The organism is Aliidiomarina halalkaliphila, from assembly GCF_007096385.1.
GTDB classification, from domain to species: domain Bacteria; phylum Pseudomonadota; class Gammaproteobacteria; order Enterobacterales; family Alteromonadaceae; genus Aliidiomarina; species Aliidiomarina halalkaliphila.
In genome coordinates this window covers 191,847-212,877 of the sequence record NZ_VJWL01000001.1, presented here as the reverse complement: position 1 = coordinate 212,877, position 21,031 = coordinate 191,847, and the positions used below count along the sequence as shown (strand labels likewise).

General features: G+C 49.6%; 20 protein-coding genes. 2 read left to right on the top strand and 18 right to left on the bottom strand.

The genetic code is table 11. The features are described from left to right. Nucleotides 1-295: 295 nt before the first annotated feature. From FM042_RS01040 to queE, 10 genes are all read right to left on the bottom strand, one after another. The gene (locus tag FM042_RS01040; protein WP_185960658.1) at nt 296-862 is read right to left on the bottom strand and encodes a type II secretion system F family protein; all 567 of its coding nucleotides are present in this window, start codon (nt 860-862) and stop codon (nt 296-298) included. After that, nucleotides 859-1,728 carry a type II secretion system F family protein gene (locus FM042_RS01035; RefSeq protein ID WP_143233902.1) on the bottom strand — a complete coding sequence of 290 codons (870 nt, stop codon included), beginning with the start codon at nt 1,726-1,728 and terminating at the stop codon, nt 859-861. The genes FM042_RS01040 and FM042_RS01035 overlap by 4 nt, the downstream gene beginning before the upstream one ends. After that, nucleotides 1,721-2,971 carry a CpaF family protein gene (locus FM042_RS01030; RefSeq protein WP_143233901.1) on the bottom strand — a complete coding sequence of 417 codons (1,251 nt, stop codon included), beginning with the start codon at nt 2,969-2,971 and terminating at the stop codon, nt 1,721-1,723. Before FM042_RS01030 ends, FM042_RS01035 begins: the two co-directional genes overlap by 8 nt. After that, nucleotides 2,971-4,275, bottom strand: a complete 1,305-nt coding sequence (locus FM042_RS01025; protein WP_143233900.1) for a pilus assembly protein N-terminal domain-containing protein — start codon at nt 4,273-4,275, stop codon at nt 2,971-2,973. The genes FM042_RS01030 and FM042_RS01025 overlap by 1 nt, the downstream gene beginning before the upstream one ends. Next, nucleotides 4,257-5,021 carry a CpaB family protein gene (locus FM042_RS01020; RefSeq protein WP_143233899.1) on the bottom strand — a complete coding sequence of 255 codons (765 nt, stop codon included), beginning with the start codon at nt 5,019-5,021 and terminating at the stop codon, nt 4,257-4,259. The genes FM042_RS01025 and FM042_RS01020 overlap by 19 nt, the downstream gene beginning before the upstream one ends. Next, nucleotides 5,018-5,650, bottom strand: a complete 633-nt coding sequence (locus FM042_RS01015) for a hypothetical protein (protein WP_143233898.1) — start codon at nt 5,648-5,650, stop codon at nt 5,018-5,020. The genes FM042_RS01020 and FM042_RS01015 overlap by 4 nt, the downstream gene beginning before the upstream one ends. Next, the gene (locus FM042_RS01010) at nt 5,644-6,282 is read right to left on the bottom strand and encodes a hypothetical protein (protein WP_143233897.1); all 639 of its coding nucleotides are present in this window, start codon (nt 6,280-6,282) and stop codon (nt 5,644-5,646) included. The genes FM042_RS01015 and FM042_RS01010 overlap by 7 nt, the downstream gene beginning before the upstream one ends. After that, entirely contained in the window at nt 6,279-7,517 is a 1,239-nt protein-coding gene (locus tag FM042_RS01005; protein ID WP_221931486.1) for a hypothetical protein, read from the bottom strand. Before FM042_RS01005 ends, FM042_RS01010 begins: the two co-directional genes overlap by 4 nt. Beyond that, nucleotides 7,495-7,806, bottom strand: a complete 312-nt coding sequence (locus FM042_RS01000) for a Flp family type IVb pilin (RefSeq protein WP_408608835.1) — start codon at nt 7,804-7,806, stop codon at nt 7,495-7,497. The genes FM042_RS01005 and FM042_RS01000 overlap by 23 nt, the downstream gene beginning before the upstream one ends. 85 nt (nt 7,807-7,891) lie before the next feature. Next, nucleotides 7,892-8,608, bottom strand: coding sequence for a 7-carboxy-7-deazaguanine synthase QueE (gene queE / locus FM042_RS00995; protein WP_143233895.1), 717 nt, complete (start codon nt 8,606-8,608; stop codon nt 7,892-7,894). Nucleotides 8,609-8,700: 92 nt separating this feature from the next. Between queE and queC the strand changes: the two genes are divergently transcribed. Then, complete coding sequence (queC, locus tag FM042_RS00990) at nt 8,701-9,366, top strand: 7-cyano-7-deazaguanine synthase QueC (RefSeq protein ID WP_143233894.1); 666 nt, start codon at nt 8,701-8,703, stop codon at nt 9,364-9,366. Nucleotides 9,367-9,430: 64 nt separating this feature from the next. On the opposite strand, the gene nagZ is transcribed toward queC, so the two are convergent. Next, a complete protein-coding gene (gene nagZ / locus FM042_RS00985; RefSeq protein WP_143233893.1) occupies nt 9,431-10,441 on the bottom strand; it encodes a beta-N-acetylhexosaminidase in 1,011 nt (336 codons plus the stop codon). Nucleotides 10,442-10,671: 230 nt separating this feature from the next. Here nagZ and FM042_RS00980 point away from each other — a divergent pair, with 230 nt between their 5' ends. Next, complete coding sequence (locus tag FM042_RS00980; protein WP_143233892.1) at nt 10,672-12,009, top strand: S41 family peptidase; 1,338 nt, start codon at nt 10,672-10,674, stop codon at nt 12,007-12,009. 72 nt (nt 12,010-12,081) lie between these two features. Here the strand turns inward: FM042_RS00980 and FM042_RS00975 are convergent, their stop codons facing one another. From FM042_RS00975 to hemA, 7 genes are all read right to left on the bottom strand, one after another. Next, a complete protein-coding gene (locus FM042_RS00975; RefSeq protein WP_143233891.1) occupies nt 12,082-14,403 on the bottom strand; it encodes an acyl-CoA dehydrogenase in 2,322 nt (773 codons plus the stop codon). A gap of 77 nt (nt 14,404-14,480) precedes the next feature. Further along, entirely contained in the window at nt 14,481-15,134 is a 654-nt protein-coding gene (locus tag FM042_RS00970; RefSeq protein ID WP_143233890.1) for a TetR/AcrR family transcriptional regulator, read from the bottom strand. Between the two features lie 87 nt (nt 15,135-15,221). Further along, the gene (gene kdsA / locus FM042_RS00965; protein ID WP_143233889.1) at nt 15,222-16,070 is read right to left on the bottom strand and encodes a 3-deoxy-8-phosphooctulonate synthase; all 849 of its coding nucleotides are present in this window, start codon (nt 16,068-16,070) and stop codon (nt 15,222-15,224) included. A 25-nt stretch (nt 16,071-16,095) separates the two neighbouring features. Then, a complete protein-coding gene (locus FM042_RS00960; protein ID WP_143233888.1) occupies nt 16,096-17,610 on the bottom strand; it encodes a DUF3369 domain-containing protein in 1,515 nt (504 codons plus the stop codon). An 83-nt stretch (nt 17,611-17,693) separates the two neighbouring features. After that, a complete protein-coding gene (gene prmC / locus FM042_RS00955; RefSeq protein ID WP_143233887.1) occupies nt 17,694-18,548 on the bottom strand; it encodes a peptide chain release factor N(5)-glutamine methyltransferase in 855 nt (284 codons plus the stop codon). Nucleotides 18,549-18,553: 5 nt separating this feature from the next. Beyond that, nucleotides 18,554-19,645: a peptide chain release factor 1 gene (gene prfA, locus FM042_RS00950; RefSeq protein ID WP_143233886.1), complete on the bottom strand. Its 1,092-nt coding sequence runs from the start codon at nt 19,643-19,645 to the stop codon at nt 18,554-18,556. Nucleotides 19,646-19,648: 3 nt separating this feature from the next. Continuing rightward, the gene (hemA, locus tag FM042_RS00945; protein WP_143233885.1) at nt 19,649-20,908 is read right to left on the bottom strand and encodes a glutamyl-tRNA reductase; all 1,260 of its coding nucleotides are present in this window, start codon (nt 20,906-20,908) and stop codon (nt 19,649-19,651) included. Between the last annotated feature and the right edge of the window lie 123 nt (nt 20,909-21,031).

Below are 21,031 nucleotides of genomic sequence, written 5' to 3'. Positions count from 1 at the left end.
TATAAGCGCACGCCGAATGGCGTTTCTCAGTTTTGGATCTGCGCGAGCTGAAATTTCAATTACGCTCGCCGCGCCCCAACAGAACCGCACCCGATTAGGTGCCACCCAAGAATCTTCTCGAATTAAACGACCCGAGGTATCAAGCCAAAACAAACGAAGAGGTAAGGTCATCGTAAATGTGTGAATACAGGCACAAGGCTGCAGCCATATACCGTCGTGGTCACCTCGCATGCACCATCCCCACAGTCGTGACGCCCAACGATTTGCGTACAGAATACGATAAGGCACCATAAACTCAGACGCCCCATATCAGTTTTGCGCTTAGTACACCTATCACCGGAAGAAGCGTGGCAGGAAAGATTAGCGCGACTAACGGCATGAGCAGTTTTATCGGAAGCTCGTGCGCTTTTTTCTCGATGTGTTCTGCAATCTCGTTACGAAAACTATCCGCTTGTTGTGTTAGCAATTCAACAATGGCGCCCCCTTGTTGCTGAGCCTGCAGTAAAGCGCCAACAAATAGTGCGGTTTGTGGGCCTGGCACCCGCTCGCGGAAGTTCTTTAATGCAGTTTCAAGTGAAAACCCAGAGCGAACTTGACCACAAACCACTGCAAATTCGCGCCCCAAAGGTTGTGTTGGAAAAAACTCGACAATACGTTGAAGAGCCGCAACTAGCCCCGCTCCAACCGCAAGTTGCAGAGCAATTAAATCAAGCCCTGCCGGTAGCGCATAGTAAACGGACTGTTTATGCAGGCGCGTTTGCGCTCGTTGCTTATTCGCTTTCAGAAGCGCGCGTAAGAGGAAACCATAACAGCTCGCCCCAATAAATACCGAAACCACGGCAAGGCCTGAAACGCTCATCATAGAGGCACCGGGATCTTCACTAAGCGGGCAATCCACCATTGTCCGACAGTTAACAACGTCACGAGAGAGAACAGCAAAACCCAACCCAATGGTTCGCCACTTAACACACGAATGGCATCGGACTCCATCCACCCGAACACCAACAACAATAACAGAGGTAGGCAAGACATAACTTTTCCCTGCAACCGTCCTTGCGCACTTATACTTTCAATACGCTGCTGCAAGCTTAATTTCTTTCGTAAACTATACGCACATCGCTGCAGTATTCTTGCCTGCTGCCCTCCCACCTGTTGGGTGAGAGCAATGGTAAGAACCACACGTTGAACATCCCCGTGAGGAATACGTTGATATAACTGAGTAAAGCCCGCAGCTAACGACTGTCCTAATCGGATATGACGCACAACTAAGGAAAACTCTTGCCCCAATGGAGGAGGCATTTCCCGACTAACGAAATCAATACTGCGATGCAAACTGCCACCTGTCGCTAACACATTGGCAAGCAACATCAACGCATCAGGCAATTGTTTTATAAATGTTTGCTGTCGCTTCTTTCTCAGCCAACGCAATGCAAGCCACGGTGCGCAGGAACCTATGATTAGTCCGGTTACCACGAGCCACCAACCAATGTTTAGGGTGAGCAGTACCACAACGACAAACATACACACGAGTAGCCATAAAGCGACCCAATGCTTCCAGGGTATAAACAACCACAGCTCAGTAAGATTACGTTGCAATTTCTCAACGTACTCTTGCTGGTAGTCATGCTTAATGCGAAGGCTAATTACAATCACGCAATACGCCCAAGTAATGGCGGCAAGCGCGAATAATAGAGCCGTTAACCACGCGAGCAAGACTTCACTATGCATGACACCACTCCAGTTCCTTCTCGGAGGTGGTCATCTTTTGCAATTGCCCACGCTGCTCAGCGCTAAGGGAATCTATAAAGTTCGGCATTTCACCCGTAAAGACATAGTGATCACCATCTTCGGTATACCGTACAAGCTCCGCTGTTTGAATTACATCGCCAACCATACCTTTGATTTCCGTAATCGCTGTGACTCGACGTCGACCATCGCTTGTGCGCTGAATCTGAACAATAAGTTGAATTGCTGAACGGATTTGTTGACGAATCGCTATTAATGGCAGCTCGAATCCCGCCATTAACACCATAGTTTCCAGTCGCTGTAACGCATCTCTTGGTGTATTAGCATGGAGTGTTGTCATGGAGCCAGCGTGTCCGGTATTCATTGCCTGTAACATATCCAGCGCTTCACCACCTCTACACTCCCCCACGATAATCCGATCTGGGCGCATTCGGAGGGCATTAATAACCAATTGGCGAATAGAAACTGCTCCAACGCCTTCTTGGTTTGCTGGCCGTGACTCTAATCGAACCCAGTGTGGCAAAGGCAACAACAATTCAGCCGCATCCTCAATCGTAATCACGCGCGCTTCTCGATCTATACATCGAGCTAACGCATTCAATAACGTTGTTTTCCCTGTACCTGTCCCGCCTGACAATACGATATTTTGCTTGTGTTGTACCGCCCAGCGCAGCAGTAAGGAAACCTCCACAGACATACTTTGCAAACTCACAAGATCAGTGAGGCCCCACTGCTGTTGATTAAATTTACGAATAGTAATGGTTGCGCCTGAAACGGCTAATGGCGGAATGATAATATTGATACGGGATCCACAAGGTAATCGACCATCTACCATAGGGCTGCTTTCGTCTACTCGCTTTCCAAGAGGGTGTAGCATTCGTTCAATCACCTGCCGCAACGCTTGCTCATTTTGAAAGCCGGAAGAAACTTGTCGCACTTTTCCCGCCGATTCGATAAACACTTTATTGTGACCATTGATCATAATTTCAGACACGGATTCATCTCGAAGCAGAGGTGATATAGGCCCAAAGCCAAGCATCTGGTCAAGTACTTGTTGGACAAGCTGGGATGACCCTTTGTGCCCTCCCATGCGCTCCTCTACCAAGCGAGTAACTAACACGGCGATCTCGTCATCGGTCATACGCTCAAGAGATATATGATTTTGCTGAATGTATAGTTCGATATGCTCGAGTAAGGACGTTAATATGGGTTCAGACTGGTTCATCAGCGTACTCCTTGTGCCGTATTCTCAACCATGCCCTGACAACCTATAGTTGCAAAACGCTGTCTTAGCTCCAACCAAGCCTCTCTTAGTTCTGCTTGCTCTTGTTCATAGGTTGCAAGGCGCCGCGCGGTTATAAATATGACGAGCTCAGTATCCACCTGTTGAATTGATTCGTCTTGCATTAATGGCGAGACTTTCCCTGTTCTTCTGGTCGTAGGTAAGCCGCTATGACCCATAAATATATCTTTGCTAATCAAGCCAGCAATCACGGCCGTTTCATTGTGGCTACTTGTCACCTGTGTTGTTGCTTTTCGACTGCGTAATCCGGGAATCCCTTGCACTGACATCGACGGATCTGGCTGACTCACTTCAGACAATAGCTCGGTACGAATCCAGCCGGATGCAAGTAACGTAGGGATGACTTGCAAGCGAATACCATAGGGTTTGAAGGTAACATCCGTGAGTCCCTGAGCATTTACTTGTGGAATAGGCAACTCCCCCCCAACTAAGAAATCCGCAGCTTTCCCGCTTTCTACACGAACGCGAGGTTTCGCTAACACCTTCCCTTCGCCACGTTCTTGGAGAAGCTGTAAGGTTGACTGTAAGCTGCCAGCCCACCCAAGATAAACACCGCGCTGAGCCGAGTCCGACTGAAATAGATCCTGGTTCGGTCTCAACTGAGAACTTCCAAATATATCTGCCAACACCCCTAACGAAGGGCCTTGCATAGTGCTATCCCACGCAAGTCCTGTATTACGTATAAATCGTTTACTTAATTCAACCACGTAGACTTCCAGTTCAAGCATTTCGACGCTCGGTTCAGTGACATGCAGTAAACTTAAATCAAGAAAGGGATAACGCTCCTTGAGTCCTTGTAAACGCTCGAAGTAATCCACATCTACCCGTCCTTCGAGCATTAAACTTTGTTGTTGCCATTGCGCAGTAATATCGCTTGATGCACCCGCCTTCATGCCCAGAACATCAAGTAGCCCAAGACTTCCACTCGGCAACACCTGAACACGTCGCTTGCTGATTGTGCCGTCACTAAACCACCAGGCCACATCAGTTTGGCCAATGGCACTCGGTAAGAACACAAACTCGTTGGCGTCGTTAAATTGCACATCCACAATATTGGGTGCAACGATGGCGATTTTGCTTGGGGGCTCAGGTAATGATTCAACATGAATTTGACCGACTTCCAGCCACAAGTATGACAATGCTTGATCTGCGTGAACATTGCAGATTCCTGCAGTTAAGCTGAGCCACAGTAGGTGTCTAAACGTTCTTAGCATAGACCTACGCATGCTTCCCCCTTTGGTACAATACGATGAATATAATTTGGCGGAGCCACAGTAACCGGCAGGTTGCTATACACTGAGTTCACTTGAACCCAGTGCACAGGCCCATGAACAGATAGGCTCGCAAGCTGCAATGCGTCTCGAATGGGCAGGAGCAATGTCGCATGCCGCGGTGCCTGCCGGTGCTGATCCGAATCAAAGCGACGCTGGCCATCGAGTGCGAAAATTTGATAGGGGCGCCCTACTTTACGCATCGAAGAATCTACTCGTTGGTATCCTTGTATGTAATCGCCAACAGCCCACAACCCAATATGACTATCCTCCGGATGCACCGGCAGCGTCATAAGCGTATGGTCAACAGGAAAGCTCGGAGTTACTTCTGGCTCTTCGTGATGTAATTGATGCCATTGCAACGGACGTCCTGGTGGAATTTCATCATTGTCATTTAAAGCAATCCGCCGCCCTAAAATATCGTCCAAATCATCAGGGTAAATCGCACCATGAGGAGACAAAGACGCGTCAATTCTCCGATATTGCAACATGCTTAGTTCTAGCGTGTCGTCAGTGCGCAATGGCATCCTAGATACGACAACGTCCACCCATAGCTGATTTTCTTGCTGTGCTTCAGTCATTTGCAAGAAGCGGGTTTCCAAATCGTTTCTATATTGCCCAAGCAAATGCCACGCTAAAAATGCCGCGACAGTTCCAACTGCAAAAGGCCACCAGAATTTGGGCTCAAAGACGGCTTTCATTGCGCTTCCTCATACAGAGTCAGCACCTGAATCAATCCAGAATCCAAGGCCCAACCGTGGACCGTCAGTTTGTGACCGGTGTTTACCAATCTGTTTTGCAACACAAATGCGCCACGAAATACCTCGTACAACATCCACGGGCTGGCATCGTCAAAAAGGCGCTCATAACGCCGGAACACACTGATTAAAGGGCCTGGCTCTAAGTGTTTCTCAAGTAGCACACCTTCCCATCGTGTTTGTGACAAGTTGCGCATGTTTATCCCTTCGTCATCCATGTACCTTGGATCACTGGGCGCTATTTGGCTTTCACTCCAGAGAATCTCCCCCTGTTGTGACATCAACGTGACAACGTCTGTCGGAGTAATGCAATCTAACCGGTTGCTTTGTGATTGTTGAATAACAAGGCAATCATCAATACCACGCAGAAAACTCTCAGCTTCAACCCAATCAAAATCGAGTCGCCAGGTCATCACACGAAGCCCCAAGGCGGTTGATGGTGCTAGGACTAAAGTATGGCCACTGGGCTCTGGTAGATAACGTGGAGTCAATGGTGGTTGCCCAGCTTGTGCCTCGGCCATCGCAAGGATCATCGCCGCCCACCATATCTTCCGTAACGAGCGACTTAGCATAAAGCCTCCGTACAGACTCTCTCGATGGGGACAACCGATGTATCAATTCGGCCTAACTCAAGCTGGCCAGGCGCAAACTCTCGGGCAAAAGGCAACCAGCTTACGACCTGCTGCACATAGTGAAACCCTAAGCCATTAAGTGCCGCTGTCGCTGTCAATGATTGAGGGCGCGCGACTAAATCATCGCTACGATTAGGGCTCCAATCATGGTGTATCCGACGGAAATGTAAATAATCTACAGTATTTGCATTACCCGCATCATCGAGACCACTCAGGCGCGCTGAATATGCTGTATTGAGCGGTAGCGAAAACTCTGTTTGCCAATCAAACAGTGACCACAGAGGAGCAATACTTTGCGCAAACGGATAGTTTGCATCGTTGGTCAGTACCCTAGTCCGTTTCGTTTCATTGAATAATCCGCGCTCCCGCCACCAAACATCACTACGTTCGGGCAGCTGGAAGTAGTCACGCCATGGTGCTTCGGCTAGCTCAATTTGCATGCGCTGCCCATCCTTATATCGCTCCTGAAGCGTCTGATAAATCCACGGAACGAGTAATAGGATGAATACCCCTGTCGTGCCTACTACGATGCTTAATTCTAGGAGCGCCTGACCGCGTTGATGCAACATCATGTTTTACTCTCCCTGAATATTGAATCTGCATGTACTTGTGTCGCCAATATGGCTAACTCATAACTAGGAATAGCGACGACCCGTGATTGCCATAGCGCATTGAATAAATTAGGGCGTTCATACTGCTGATCCTGACGCGGCCAAAGGTCTTTTGGACGATCAAAAAATACCAGTGCTCTACTTGCAGCCCAAAGGACGGGGCCTTCCCGTGTTCGCAGCACTAGCGTGATTTGCGCATCTGTAGGTTGGTCAAGTTCGTAATAGCGAGGGATACGATGTCCTGAGGTCAATGAGCGTGCGATTCTCGCACCATCGCGACTGCTGAGTCGATTGCGCTGATAACTTTCACCAAAGTCTGACGAGCGACTCGTCAAAGGAGGACGGCTGCCAATAAAGCTTCCGCCACCCCCTAAACGATGTTCACTGCGCCAAAACAACGCGCGCTGATGCAGACTTAAGCTATCAATAGATTGCCAATGCACTTGGCCTAATCGTTGAAAGGCCTCCGTTCCCCCCGCTTTCTGTGCATAAATAAAGCCAGCATCAAACCAACGATACGTGCGAGATCGCGTAAAATCATCCCGGCTATCCTGCACCATCCTGACATAGTCACTTTGCGCAACTGGATGCGTTTGTCGACGTTGAAATCGAAACCAAAGCGTTTTCACATCAATTAAAGTTTGATGATTAAGCAGAAATAATTCGAGTTTTAAATGATTCGACTCCGCAATATGGTGTGCAGTTAGGAGGCTGCTTATCCATGTGGCTTGATGAAACGACCATTGGGCATGTTCCAAGCCTTGCAGTACAAATTGTTGAAAAGCTACAAAGCTGTGCACACCGGATGTCATTGGCACTCGCATATGTTGAAGCGTACGTGCTAAATGTGCCGACACAGTATTCACATACGGGATCCACGCAGAATATAGCGCCAAACGTTGACTCGTCATGTGGCCCATTTCGAACCAACTGAGTAACGCTAATGCCTGACCAATTGCAACGTCATTCGCTAGCATGGCGCGATTAGTCACCGCTTTAAAATTAAGATCACGAGAAGCGACTACCCCCATGGCTGCTGCCGTGTTATCTGCCACATGTTGAATCTCAGTTTGCATCTGCGCATCTTGAGCAAGCTCAGTGACCGAAAATAGTGCCCACGCAAATCCGAGTAAAAGCAACGCAGCGGCAAACAGAATATAACCGCCAGAGGTCCTAGTTTCCGGAGTTCGTGGCATCGTCATAGTTGCTCAAGTTATATTCACGGTTAGCGCGATTCGATGCGGCATTCGCCGATTGACGAGCTTCATTCAGCTGTTGTGAAGCAGACTGCCCTGAGATCTCTTGGGCAACCCCGGCTACTTGGTGGCGAACAGCTTTTCCGAAATAGGAGTACACCCCGATCGCTGCGACTACGACCAAGGCAAGAATGACAATGTATTCGGTCATTCCCTGCCCGCGCTCACGGCATTGGCTGAGCATAAACGCTGTACGATCTGAAGAATTAACTTGATGTGGTATTTTCATGCGACACGCTCCCTGTATACGCCATGATGTTGGTATATCTCAGGCTAGGTGTCGCATGTGAAAAGTGCAACGAACGAGGTGGTTTTTACTCTATCGCCAAATATTTGTGCATCTGCACTGATAAGCGCCAGTTGCGCTCGATGCAGGTTTTAATCGCCAGTTCCGTGGCTCGGGGCCGTTGGCTGATGGGCTGTAAGGCGATCACGGTGTGTTCTGCTACGGGGCAGCGGGCAAGCAGCGCATCGAGGGCTTCGATGTGCTTTTCCATGGCGATGGGGTGTTTAATTTCGTTGGCACGGGCCATGGCTTCAGGGAGTACGTGTAAGCCGCCCGGCATATCTAATTTTGGGGAAACTGTCACCCAGGTCTTGGCGCTGGTTTGAATTGGAAACGTACCGCTGGTTTCAATTTGTAACTGGTAACCGGCCGCCTCTAACACTTCGGCAAGCGGGTTTAAATCGTACATACACGGTTCACCACCAGTGATCACCACGTGTTTTGCAGTAAACCCGCGTTCGTGAAACTTCGCCAGAATTTGCGCGGCGTTGAGCACCACAAAACGCGGGCTGGGTTCGGTTTTTGCGATCACCTCGCCATAGGGGGCCGCATCGCTTTGTTCTAGCGCCCAGGTATGCTGGGTATCACACCAAGGGCAACCCACTGGGCAGCCTTGCAGGCGCAAAAAGATCGACGGTTGGCCGGTGTATATCCCTTCACCCTGAATGGTTTCAAACAGTTCGTTCACAGGGTAAACGCCGGGGGCATAGCTGGCCACCGCGGAAGCTAACGATAAATCGGTCATGGAACTCCTGTTACAGTTGCTCTGCACTTTCTTTCAATCGGGTGATTCAGGTACACTGAGCGCAGGGCAATAGTATACAAGAGTGTGTAAGCATGGGGCAAAAATCTGCAGTAGTGATCTATTCGGGTGGTATGGATTCCTTTACGGTATTAAACCGCGCCATTGCCGATGGCTTAACCGTACACGCTCTCTCTTTTCACTATGGTCAGCGCCATAGTAAAGAGCTTGATTACGCGGCGAACGTCTGCGAAAAACTAGGTATCTCTCATAAAGTGGTGGATATTCGGGCCATTAACACCTTACTCGCAGGTTCGGCTCTCACCAGTGATATCGATGTGCCCGATGCGGAATACGCAGAAGGCAATATGAAAGCCACGGTGGTACCGAATCGCAATATGATTTTATTATCGCTAGCGATTGGCTATGCGGTATCTATTGATGCGGATGAAGTGTATTACGGCGCACACTCCGGGGACCATGATATTTATCCCGATTGCCGTCCGGTATTTGTGGAAGCGATGAATCAGGTAAGTCAGTTAGCCAACTACAAACCTATTCCGGTGGTATCGCCCTATTTGTACCAATCGAAAATCGATATTTTGCGCGATGGCTTATCGCTCGGCCTCGACTATAGCCAAACTTGGACATGCTATAACGGTCGCGAAAAGGCGTGCGGAAAATGCAGTGCCTGTCGCGAGCGGTTACAGGCCTTTGCCGCGCTCGGCTTAACCGACCCACTCCCCTACGAGAACGCGTAAATACAATCTTTAACTGACGATACAGATAACGGTATTCATTCCGGTATCTGAGTTTCAATACGCTTTAGTGTTCACTCGTTAACAACGTTAATAACTGCTGCGCTTCCTGCCAGCGCTGGCTTTCCCGCAGCTTTGCCAGCCCATCGGTGCTGGTTTGTCCACGTAATGTGTCGACACTCGGCTGAGTTTCCCCCGGGAATGTCACCGTATCTAATACCGTTTGCGCCGCCACTTGATCATTACACACCAGCAATAAATCGCAGCCTGCCTCTAATGCAACTTCTGCACGTTGAGTCACAGTGCCCGCTACGAGGGCTCCTGCCATCATTAAGTCATCGCTGATAATCACCCCATCAAACTCGTACTGCTTGCGTAATATATCCTGTAACCAGCGCTTGGAAAATCCAGCCGGCTCTGGGGCCACTTGCGGATAAATCACGTGTGCTGGCATTACCGCCTGAATATGCGGTGCTAAATGGGCAAACACTTTGCCATCGAGGGCAAGTATGTCATCGAGCGAGCGTTCATCCACGGGAATATCCACATGAGAATCCGCCACCACAGTACCATGGCCTGGGAAATGCTTTCCGGTGGCACGCATACCCGCCTCGTGCATTCCGCGGATAAATGCATGGGCTAGAAATATCACTTCTTCAGGATCACTGGAAAATGCACGATCACCAATCACCGTACTTTCCCCTTCAATATCAAGCACCGGGGCAAAACTATGGTCGACGCCACAGGCCAATAGCTCGGCGGCCATTAACCAGCCAAGCTCACGAGCAATAACCGATTGCTGAGCGGGGCTCGACACCGACTTACGAATCCTTGCCATGGCCGGAATATGGGTGAATTCACCACGAAAACGCTGCACGCGACCGCCCTCATGGTCTACACAAATCACCAAATCACGACCCGCCGCAGACCGTATCGATTCGGTCAGTTCGATTAACTGAGCAGAGCTTTCGTAGTTACGGGTAAAAAGAATCACCCCAGCCACCGCAGGGTGTTGCAACATCGCTTTATCGTGATCGGTTAATTGTAATCCGGGTACATCAATGATTAATCCCGCCATCGAGGGCGCTCTCCTAAGTTACGTAGTTCTTTTTGAAACAAAATTTTACGATTAAAACAATGCAATAGCATTTCCAAGCCAGACAAAAGTAACTATTCTGAACTTATGTTAAGCTGAAGTTATCAGATAGATAAGAAGCTTGCTGTGTCCTTTCCGATGAATCTTACCAATGAATCCAAGACACAACACGCATCGTATCTTAAAAAAGACGTACTGTAGAGAGTAGACCTATGCGTAACTATCAACGACTCGCTTTCGCCCTTCCCTTTGTACTTGCCGCCTGTGGGGGCACGGAAAGCGCGCTCACTGGTGACAGTCCACTGCTCGGCAATGGGCAGTGTTCGGTAACGGCCCAAAATCAGCGCCTGAAAACCTTTATGGAGCGCAGTTACCTTTGGAATACAGATATTCCTGCGAATGTGAATCCGCAGAACTACAGCTCTATTTACTCCATGTTAGACGCGTTGCGTGCGCCGCAGGACATATTTTCGTTTATTTTAACGGAGCAAGAATATCAAGATCGCTTTGTCGACGCAGTATTCTTCGGTTTTGGCTTTGGTCGTCGCGACAATGTGGATGACGGCGTGATTGAAATTCGTTATGTGTATGCCGACTCACCTGCAGAACAAGCGGGTTTAAACCGAGGCGATCGTATTACTGCCGTATCAGACGTGTCGATGTCGGAGTGGTTCAGTCGTATTGCTGCAGGTACTGCATCTTTTACGGACGTTTTTGGCCCAAATGAAGATGGCATTGAGCGGCGCATCGACTGGATTGAGCCAGATGGCACCGAGCGCAGTGCGTTGATCCGAAAAACTCAAGTGGAAACCAACACAGTGATGGCCACAGAACGTTTTCAGGTCGATGATAAAGAAGTCGGTTACTTTGTGTTTGATAGTTTCCTTCAACGCTCTGAAGTGGATTTAAACAACGCCTTTGACCAACTCATAGGTGTCGATGAACTGGTTGTCGATTTACGTTATAACAGTGGCGGCCTAGTGCGTGTGGCAAATCAGCTCGCATCTCAAGCTGCATGGAACAATGTAGAGAACGAAGTTTTCGTCACGTTCCAATACAACGCCAATTTCGACGACCAAGACGTGATGTTTAGCCTTGGCCCAGGTATCGAGCGACTGAATGTGAATCGCATTTACGTGCTGACATCACAGCAAAGTTGTTCATCGTCGGAATTGGTGATTAATTCCCTGGATCCACATATTGAAGTGGTCACTATTGGTGCACCAACCTGTGGTAAACCCGTAGGGCAACAGCCCACGCAGATATGTGACAAAATTATCTACGCGATTACTTTCCAAACCGTAAATTCAGCGGGTTTTGGTGATTACTTTGATGGCTTGCCAGTCACCTGTGCCGCAACCGATACCATTGTCGGCGACTGGGGTGATAGTGGCGATCCGCTACTTGCTGGAGCCTTGCATCATATTGAAACCGGAAGCTGCGCTGCATCTAATGCATTTGCTGACGCTGACATTATGATGAGCTTGGAAGCGAAGCGTTTGCCGTTAACCCAAGATCCACTGCTCACCAAATTTGAAACACGCCACTAATAGCGTATTCACCCATCAAAAAAGGGCTCCCGATTATGGGAGCCCTTTTTATTACACTACTCGGCATCGCGGCTAGTCGGAAAGCACATCGAGGGCCTTAAATTTACCTTCTTTCAGTGCCTCTGGGCAGAAACGGTCGACTGCGATGGCCCGCATGCGTAACCGTTCGCAGCGTTCTAGTTTCTGTGCTTCGTCTGGGCTAATCAGCTCCTGTTCCAACGCAGCTTTGGCTAATGCGTCACCGGCCAGATCTTGCCCTAAATCGCCTGCACGTTGCGCTTTGTTAATACGCTTATAAACCGGTTCTAACTCGTGCATGGCCAAAAACGCCAATTCCATATGCCCCGTAACATCGGTTTCATCGTCACGCCAATAACTTAAGAACGTATGACGTTCTCGAGCCACTCCAGGCATCATGGTCGCTTCGGCAATTTCCTGGGTAATACTGTCTGCAGGCATTTTGTAATGATTGCCAAACGGGAACACCAAGATTTTTAAGCTACGCGCAATAAACCGATTTGGAAAATTCTGGAAAAACCCGTTAAATGCATGGCCTATATGATACAGATGCATAGTCACCGCATAATGCACAAAGGGTAAATCTGCTTGTTGGCGGCCATCGTCTTCAAATCGTTTTAGCACTGCCGATGCCATATACAGATGGCTCAAAACATCACCTAAACGAGCTGAGATCATTTCTTTGCGCTTCAATTCGCCACCCAGAGTGAGCATAGACACATCGGCGCAAAGCGCCAAGGCGCGGCTCATGCGGCTTAATTGCTGATAGTAGCGCAAGGTTTCGCCGCTTACCGGCGCATTGGCAAAACGCGCTCCCGTAAGGCCATGCCAAAACGTACTCATTTTGTTCCCAGCCGCAAAACCAATATGTTTAAACAACAAGGCATCAAACTCCCGTAAACCTTGTTCTTCATCTTCCCGTGCAGCCGCTTCCATTTCTTTGAGCACATAGGGATGGCAACGGGTAGCACCTTGACCAAAAATCATTAAGTTTCGGGTCAGAATATTCGCTCCCTCTACGGTGATCGAAATAGGAGTGCCTTGATAACCCGATGCAAGATAATTGAGCGGCCCCATTTGAATGCCCTTGCCCGCATGAATATCTAAGGAGTCATTCATCACCTGACGGCCCATTTCCGTTAAATGATACTTGGTAATGGCGGTAATCACCGAAGGGCTATATCCCTCGCATAATGCCATCACCGTTAACCGACGGGTCGATTCCATACTGTAGCTGTATGCACCGATACGGCCTAACGCTTCCTGTACCCCTTCGAACTTGCCAATGGGTAACCCAAACTGCTGGCGCACATAGGAATAGGCACCCGTAAAACGTTGGGCATTATGCGCAGACGCTGTCGCCAACGCTGGTAAAGAAATTCCACGCCCCGCCGACAAACACTCCACCAACATACGCCAGCCTTTCCCGGCATAGTCTAAGCCACCAATAATCCAATCCAATGGAATAAATACATCGGTGCCAGATGTGGTGCCATTCATAAAGGCTTGATTTAATGGCCAATGCCGATCGCCAATTTTTACGCCAGGATGAGACGTGGGAATCAGAGCGCAGGTGATACCGAGTGATTTTTTATCGCCAATAAGTCCATCCGGATCATCGAGCTTGAATGCGAGACCAAGCACAGTAGCCACGGGGGCTAAGGTGATATAACGCTTCGACCATGAAACGCGAATACCTATGATTTCTTTGCCTTCGTGCTCGCCTTTGCAGACGACGCCGCGGTCGGGAATACTTCCTGCATCAGAGCCTGCTTCAGGCCCCGTTAAGGCAAAACAAGGTAATTCTTCGCCTCGAGCTAATGGTGGGAGCCAACGCTTTTTCTGTTCGCTGGTGCCATAGTGAGTTAGCAGTTCACCTGGGCCTAGGGAGTTCGGAACCATCACAGTGACTGCCACGCTCAGCGAGCGCGTGGCAATCCGAGTCACAATATATGAGTTTGCCGCAGCAGAAAATTCTAAGCCTTCATATTCTTTGCCAATGATCATGGCGAAAAACTTGTGCTTGCGCAGAAACGCCCAGACCTCAGGCGGAAGATCTCGATCTTCTTGATTAATCGTAAAATCATCCAACATGGCCAACAATTCTTCTAATGGCCCGTCGATAAATGCCTGTTCGTCGGCACTGAGCACCGGCGGTTTAGTGGCCAACAACGCAAACCAATCGGGTTGTCCGGAGAATAGTTCGCCGTCCCACCATACATCGCCCGCTTCCATCGCTTCCCGCTCGGTCGCCGACATCGGTGGAAGAATGCGTTTAAAAATCTTAAAGACAGGCCGAGAAATCAGGCTTCTACGGATATCCGGTATGCCAAATACCACCAGGATAGTGACGAGTAAAATTAGCAAAAACAACATAGGATAGCTCCGAACAATTTACACGGGACAGGCGGAAACTCGCATTAGCGGTTCCCTCAGTTAAAGATAGTCGAAATTTACGGCTGTGGATCAGATGCTGCAATTCCTGCAGCAACGAATGGAAGCAGTTTCGCGAGGGTTTCCTCGGCGTGGGTATCTTCTCCAAAATCAGAGGCAGCAATTTCGCGAAGTGCCTGCCCAGAAACTTGAGCAAACAACATGGCTCCCAAGCTAAAATGCAGACGCCAAAATAGCGTATTGGCGCATAAATTTGGATTGGCCGTTTGAATCATAGCGAAAAACTGATGTACCACATCCCCGTAGTGCGTCATGGTAAAGCGCCGTAAATGGCCTTGAATCTCACTATAGGCATAGCCAAGCAAGCGTAAATAAATCACCGGGCCATCAACCCGTACTTGCTTAAGTGCAAACAAAGGCGCGTTCACACAAGCGAGCACATCCGCAGTTCGGTAGCTCACACCGGCACGCTCAGAACGTTGAGCCAATTCTTGCAGTTGCGCGGCAAGCGCTGGCATAAATACGCTTTGGTAGCGAGCCATGACGGCTTGGATAAGGGCTTTCTTGGAACCAAAATGATAATTCACAGACGCCAAATTTACATTGGCCTCACTGGTGATCTGCCGCAACGATGTTTGCTCGAATCCATGTTCGGCAAACAGCATTTCCGCTGTCACAATAATCTTATCTTTTGTCCGCAATGCCTTCGCCATGCTGACGCCTCTATTTAAAACGGTCGTTTTATACACTCCCGTAATTTAACCTACTCGGCGGGCATCAGCAAGCAAAGTCGCACTGTATCAAGCAGATGTGTCTAGCGGAGCAAAGCCTTTTACCAGATCATCCACTGCCTTCATCTGTTTAAGATAGGCTTCGAGCTTGGCCAATGGTAAAGCGCATGGGCCATCACAAAGGGCTTTGTTTGGATCCGGATGCGCCTCTAAGAATAAACCAGCAATGCCCAACGCCATGCCAGAGCGGGCTAATTGCGCGGCCTGAGCACGCCGGCCATCCGCCGAATCGGCACGTCCGCCCGGGCGCTGTAACGCATGGGTAGCATCAAAAATTACTGGGGCCATTGTTTTCATGTCGTCCATGCCCAGCATATCGACAACAAGGTTGTTGTAGCCAAACGACGAGCCGCGCTCACATAACATAATGCGGTCGTTTCCGGCTTCATGGAATTTCGTCATGATATGGCGCATTTCGTGCGGCGCCAGAAACTGTGGTTTTTTTACGTTAATTGCCGCATTGGTTTTCGCCATAGCCACCACCAAATCTGTTTGCCGCGCCAAAAATGCTGGGAGCTGAATGACATCAGCCACTTCCGCTACGGGTCCCGCTTGGTAGGGTTCATGCACATCGGTAATCACCGGAACGCCAAAGCGCTCTTTAATTTCCGCGAGAATAGCGATGCCTTTGTCCATTCCCGGACCGCGAAACGAGTGAATTGAAGAGCGATTCGCTTTATCAAAGGACGCTTTAAAAATGTAAGGAATATTTAGCTTTTTTGTCACCGTGACAAACTCTTCGGCAACTTCGAGCGCCAAGTCGCGGCTTTCCAACACGTTCATGCCCGCAAACAACACAAAAGGGGCATCGTTAGCCACATGGATATCGCCGATCGTCACGGAATCAATGGTTATCATGTACTGCGCTCTCTTTTAGATGAAATCAGGAAAAATCATAATTTGCTTCGGTTTGCAGAATCGCCATGATGGGCTTTCTGTGGGTGCGAATCGCATCGCGAAGTTGTGGGCTAAACCAACCAACGGCGTCATCTTCAATACTCAGCAAAGCTTGTTCAGGCTGCGCACCCTGATGTAATTCACCATAGAGAGCTGAAATAAACACCAACAACTGCACTTCGATAGCAAACCCGTCACCATGCTTCCCTTCCGGAAAGCCACTGCCATCGAAGCGTTCAAAGCGCTCATCTAGGGCGCGTTCAACCCAGCGCGATGCATTACTTGGATCCGCACGCAGACCTTCGAAAGCTCGCTGTACCCGTTCAAAACAAACGCGCGGATTGACACCGCCTTGGCGAACACGTACCGAAAATAAGCGCGCAATACGCGCTAATAAGCTTGCCGCTACCGCGAGCGTCGTATGTTTATCATCACGCACTTGCAGATGCGGTAGCAGCATGGCGGCGATTTGAGATGCTGAGTGGGCATCTTCTGGATTGCGCTCAAGTACGTCGGTTTCCATTAAGATGAGCCGACGGTTCATCGCCAATAACAGACGATTTAAATCATCCTGTCGCAACACATTATTCAGGGCAAGTTGCACGTGCTCTGAGAACATCCGAAGCAAATCTTTTTCACGATCAGCTAGGGGTCGTGAAAGACCGGTAAGGCACAACAAGCCACCCCAAGGACGACAAGCACTCGGACAATAAATCATCGCGGTATCGTCGTTGAAATAAGGTTGGCCCCGTTCCACCACCCCATGCAGTTCCATCAGCGATTTTTTCGGTAATGCCGATTTAATGGGACGGTTGAGTACCACGTCGGCTTCTTCACCGAAGGCGGCGCGTACCGTGAATTCTTCATGGGTATGCTCTGGATCAACTTCTGCGTACAACACTTGACGAGCACCGCCAATGAGCCACCCTAATTGTTGTACCAAGCCCCCTACAAACTGATCCATGGATTGTTCAGAAAATAAGTCTGTGGATGCGTTCAGGATTTTTTCTAAACCACGGCGGCTGTGCTCAATCGACATAATATCGCGGTAAGAACGCAAGCTCGACATCACCGCAGTAAAGAGTTTCTGCGCCGTGAGCTCGGTTTTCGATTTGTAATCGTTGATATCGTAATTAATGATCACGGTGCGCTCTGGTGCCTGACCGGGTTGGCCCGTGCGCAGAATAATTCGGGTAAAATGATTATCGAGATCTTCGCGGATAAATTTGGCAACACGCAGGCCCGCATCGTCGGTTTCCATCACTACATCAAGCAAAATAATGGCGGCATCTGGATGCTCGCGCATCAGTTTACAGCCCTCTTCGCCCGATTCAGCACTATGAAATTCTAGGCCGCGACCTAGAAACGTAAACTCACTTAAGGCCAAGCGAGTGACTGCATGCACTTCAGGCTCGTCGTCGACGATAATTATTTTCCAGCGTTCATTCAACGCATCCTGCGCTTGTACTGGTTCATCGGCAAACAAGAAATGGTCGTTCATAAATTACGGTGCTCTCCTTTCGACGCCTGCTCCATTGCGCTGATTGTTTACCTCAAGGCATCCGTTCACAGCTTTGGAACATGTTACGGACGCTGACCACAGGTTACTCTATCTAAGTTAGCATAATCCTTTGCAGTATAAATGTGAGCATAGCCAAGTTCTTGAAAAACTTCACGAACTTTCGGAGATTGCGAAGCACCATGCTCAAGCATGAGCCATCCATCAGGATGCAAAAAACCCCAAGCTGTTTGAATAATATAGGCTAAATCTGCGTAACCGCCCTGTTCTGCCACCAGCGCAGAATGGGGTTCGAAGCGAAGATCCCCTTGAGTAAGGTGTTCGTCGTCGTGGGCAATATAAGGTGGATTGCTCACAATCAAATGAAAACGAGCCGTCGGCTCGATTGCGGAAAACCAATCACTGGTTTCAATACGGACATGATCAAAGCCTAACCGCCTGCGATTTTCTTCGGCAAGGATCACCGCATCTGGCGCCCGATCTACCGCGCGAATATGCCAATGGGGTCGTTCACTGGCGAGTGCGAGCGCAATAGCTCCAGTACCGGTTCCAAGTTCGAGAACATCGGCATTTGCCTGCTGCACACGCGCAAGTGCCTGCTCCACCAATACCTCCGTGTCAGGACGAGGAATTAAGGTGCTATTGTTGACCTTTAACGGTAACGACCAGAATTCGCGCATGCCGATCACATGTGCAATGGGCATGCCTTGCGCACGTTGCTCAAGCAGGTTTTGGAATGCGACAGATTGCTCCGCCGTTAACGGACGATCCGGCCAAGTATAAAGATAGGTGCGATCACAACCCATTACATGCATAAGAAGCAATTGGGTATCTAATGCAGCAGTATCTGATCCCGCCTTCACACATAACTCACGACCATGAGCCAGCGCCTGGGCAATGGTGAATTGTTGCCCCACCATGAATCTTATCCCTGCTCAGATAGCGCTGCGAGCAGATCCGCCTGATGTTCTTGCACGATGGGCTCAAGCACGAGATTCAAGTTACCTTCCAGAACTTCATCCAATCGGTACAAGGTTAGGTTGATGCGATGATCCGTCATCCGCCCTTGTGGGTAGTTGTAGGTGCGAATACGCTCTGAGCGGTCGCCACTGCCCACCAAAGAGCGACGGGTACTGGCCTCGGCTGCCGCCCGTTTTTCGTCTTCAGCGGCTTGTAAGCGCGCCTGCAGTACCGACATCGCTTTGGCTTTGTTCTTGTGTTGCGAGCGCTCATCTTGGCATTCCACCACAACCCCAGTGGGAATGTGGGTTAAGCGAACCGCAGAGTCGGTCCGGTTAACGTGCTGACCGCCCGCACCCGAGGCGCGATAGGTATCAATACGTAAATCAGCCGGATTAATCTCGATGGCTTCCGCTTCTGGGATTTCGGGTAATACCGCCACGGTACACGCGGAAGTATGGATTCGGCCCTGAGATTCTGTTTCTGGAACACGCTGCACACGGTGACCACCGGATTCAAACTTCATACGCCCGTACACACCGTCGCCTTGAATATGCGCGATGACTTCTTTAAAACCACCCTGCTCACTTTCGCTTGCGCTCACCATGGTCATCCGCCAGCCATTGCGTTCCGCGTAACGGCTGTACATGCGAAATAAATCACCGGCAAAAATACCGGCCTCATCGCCGCCGGCCCCGGCGCGAATTTCAAGGTAGCACGAGCGATCATCATTGGGGTCTTTCGGTAACAACAAGATTTGTAAGCGCGCCGCCAGTTCTTCTTGCAGCTTTTTCGATTCCTTCACTTCGTCGGCAGCCATCTCCCGTACTTCCGGATCGCTGTCTTTCAACATCTCTTGGGCGGCTTCAATATCGTCGCCTGCCTGCTGATACTTGCGAAAGCAAACAACCGTTTCTTCCAACTGTGCATATTCTTTCGACAACGCCCGAAATTTATCTTGATTGGTGATAATTTCCGCGGAGCCGAGCAAATACTCCAGCTCTTCGTGTCGCTCCAGCAAACTTTCAAGCTTGCTGACCAAAGATGCTTTAAGCATGGTTTAATCCTGAGATGGTTCGTTAAATAGCTTTTGATATGCCGCCAGCGCAGAGAAATCTTTACGTCGGCCGGCGTCCTGTATCGCCAACGTTGGCGAGTGCAGCAATGTTTTTGTTAAACGTTGTGTGAGTTCTTGCACCACGTCTTGTGGATCTTTTCCAGCGGCTAACTGCGCCAAAGCACGCTCTTTTTGCCGCTGGGCTATTTGCTCACTGGTTTGCCGATACTGGCGCAGTAAGTCTACGCTGTTCAAACTCAGCATCCATGCAGTAAATTCATCCACATAGCGCGCAATAATATCCCGTGCCTCGGTGGCAGCATGCTGTCGCTGCTCCAAGTTGCGACTCACAATACTTTGCAAGTCATCTACGGTGTATAAATAAATGTCTTCGAGGTCGTTGACCTGTTCTTCAATATCGCGCGGAACTGCCAAGTCAATAAACAACATCGGCTTGTGGCGACGCTGTCGCAACGCAGATTCCACCAAGCCTTTACCGATTACAGGAACAGGACTGGCGGTTGAAGATATAATAATATCTGATTTGGGTAACAGCTCTTTCAAGCTGCTCAAGGCATATGCCTCGCCATCAATTAAGTGCGCCAGCTCTTCTGCCCGCGCCACGGTTCGGTTGGCGACACGAATCTTACGCACACCTTGCTCGCGCAAATGGCGGGCGACTAATTCAGCGGTTTCGCCAGCCCCAACAAGTAGCACTTCTGCCCCTTGTACCGCGCTAAATATATGTTTCGCAAGATTCACCGCGGCATAAGCGACTGATACCGCATTCTGACCGACATCAGTTTCTGTGCGAATCACTTTCGCGGTGGCAAAAGCCGATTGAAAAAGGCGTTCAAATACTGAGCCAACGGTACCGGCTTGGCGGGCATGTTGAAACGCTTGCTTTACCTGACCAAGAATTTGCGGTTCACCCAATACTAGTGAATCCAGCCCTGAGGCCACCGACATTAAGTGGGCTACGGCCTCGGCGTCGGCATGGTGATATAAATACTGCGTGAGTTCAGCGGAAGGCACTTGGTGATAAGCAGCCAACCACTCAATAATGCTTTGTAGTTCGGCGGCATCGGCATGACAGTACAGCTCTGTACGATTGCAGGTAGACACAATCACAGTTTCGCTCACTTTCCCCTGCTGGACTAATGACTGTAATGCCATTTCCAGTTGCTCAGGCTGAAAAGCAACTTGCTCGCGGATTCCGACGGTCGCGGTTTTGTGATTAATACCTAACGCAAGAATTGTCATGAACGCTGTATGCGATGCCCTTGTGTAAATAACGACTACAACCTCGCTCCCCAAATGATAGCGAGCCGAGCTATGGAACCAAACGCCAACTTCGGGCGTCTATACCGGTGATTCGGTGGATTT

Bases quoted from the DNA above. Each gene is read 5' to 3' on its own strand.
- queC (WP_143233894.1), top strand. From the start codon at position 8,701: ATGGGGCAAAAATCTGCAGTAGTGATCTATTCGGGTGGTATGGATTCC.
- prfA (WP_143233886.1), bottom strand. From the start codon at position 19,645: ATGCTTAAAGCATCTTTGGTCAGCAAGCTTGAAAGTTTGCTGGAGCGA.
- FM042_RS01005 (WP_221931486.1), bottom strand. From the start codon at position 7,517: ATGCCACGAACTCCGGAAACTAGGACCTCTGGCGGTTATATTCTGTTT.
- FM042_RS00970 (WP_143233890.1), bottom strand. From the start codon at position 15,134: ATGGCGAAGGCATTGCGGACAAAAGATAAGATTATTGTGACAGCGGAA.
- FM042_RS00975 (WP_143233891.1), bottom strand. From the start codon at position 14,403: ATGTTGTTTTTGCTAATTTTACTCGTCACTATCCTGGTGGTATTTGGC.
- prmC (WP_143233887.1), bottom strand. From the start codon at position 18,548: ATGGTGGGGCAACAATTCACCATTGCCCAGGCGCTGGCTCATGGTCGT.
- FM042_RS01020 (WP_143233899.1), bottom strand. From the start codon at position 5,021: ATGAAAGCCGTCTTTGAGCCCAAATTCTGGTGGCCTTTTGCAGTTGGA.
- FM042_RS01000 (WP_408608835.1), bottom strand. From the start codon at position 7,806: ATGAAAATACCACATCAAGTTAATTCTTCAGATCGTACAGCGTTTATG.
- FM042_RS01025 (WP_143233900.1), bottom strand. From the start codon at position 4,275: ATGCGTAGGTCTATGCTAAGAACGTTTAGACACCTACTGTGGCTCAGC.
- kdsA (WP_143233889.1), bottom strand. From the start codon at position 16,070: ATGATAACCATTGATTCCGTGACGATCGGCGATATCCATGTGGCTAAC.
- FM042_RS00980 (WP_143233892.1), top strand. From the start codon at position 10,672: ATGCGTAACTATCAACGACTCGCTTTCGCCCTTCCCTTTGTACTTGCC.
- FM042_RS01040 (WP_185960658.1), bottom strand. From the start codon at position 862: ATGATGAGCGTTTCAGGCCTTGCCGTGGTTTCGGTATTTATTGGGGCG.
- FM042_RS00960 (WP_143233888.1), bottom strand. From the start codon at position 17,610: ATGAACGACCATTTCTTGTTTGCCGATGAACCAGTACAAGCGCAGGAT.
- FM042_RS01035 (WP_143233902.1), bottom strand. From the start codon at position 1,728: ATGCATAGTGAAGTCTTGCTCGCGTGGTTAACGGCTCTATTATTCGCG.
- FM042_RS01010 (WP_143233897.1), bottom strand. From the start codon at position 6,282: ATGATGTTGCATCAACGCGGTCAGGCGCTCCTAGAATTAAGCATCGTA.
- FM042_RS01030 (WP_143233901.1), bottom strand. From the start codon at position 2,971: ATGAACCAGTCTGAACCCATATTAACGTCCTTACTCGAGCATATCGAA.
- hemA (WP_143233885.1), bottom strand. From the start codon at position 20,908: ATGACAATTCTTGCGTTAGGTATTAATCACAAAACCGCGACCGTCGGA.
- nagZ (WP_143233893.1), bottom strand. From the start codon at position 10,441: ATGGCGGGATTAATCATTGATGTACCCGGATTACAATTAACCGATCAC.
- queE (WP_143233895.1), bottom strand. From the start codon at position 8,608: ATGACCGATTTATCGTTAGCTTCCGCGGTGGCCAGCTATGCCCCCGGC.
- FM042_RS01015 (WP_143233898.1), bottom strand. From the start codon at position 5,650: ATGCTAAGTCGCTCGTTACGGAAGATATGGTGGGCGGCGATGATCCTT.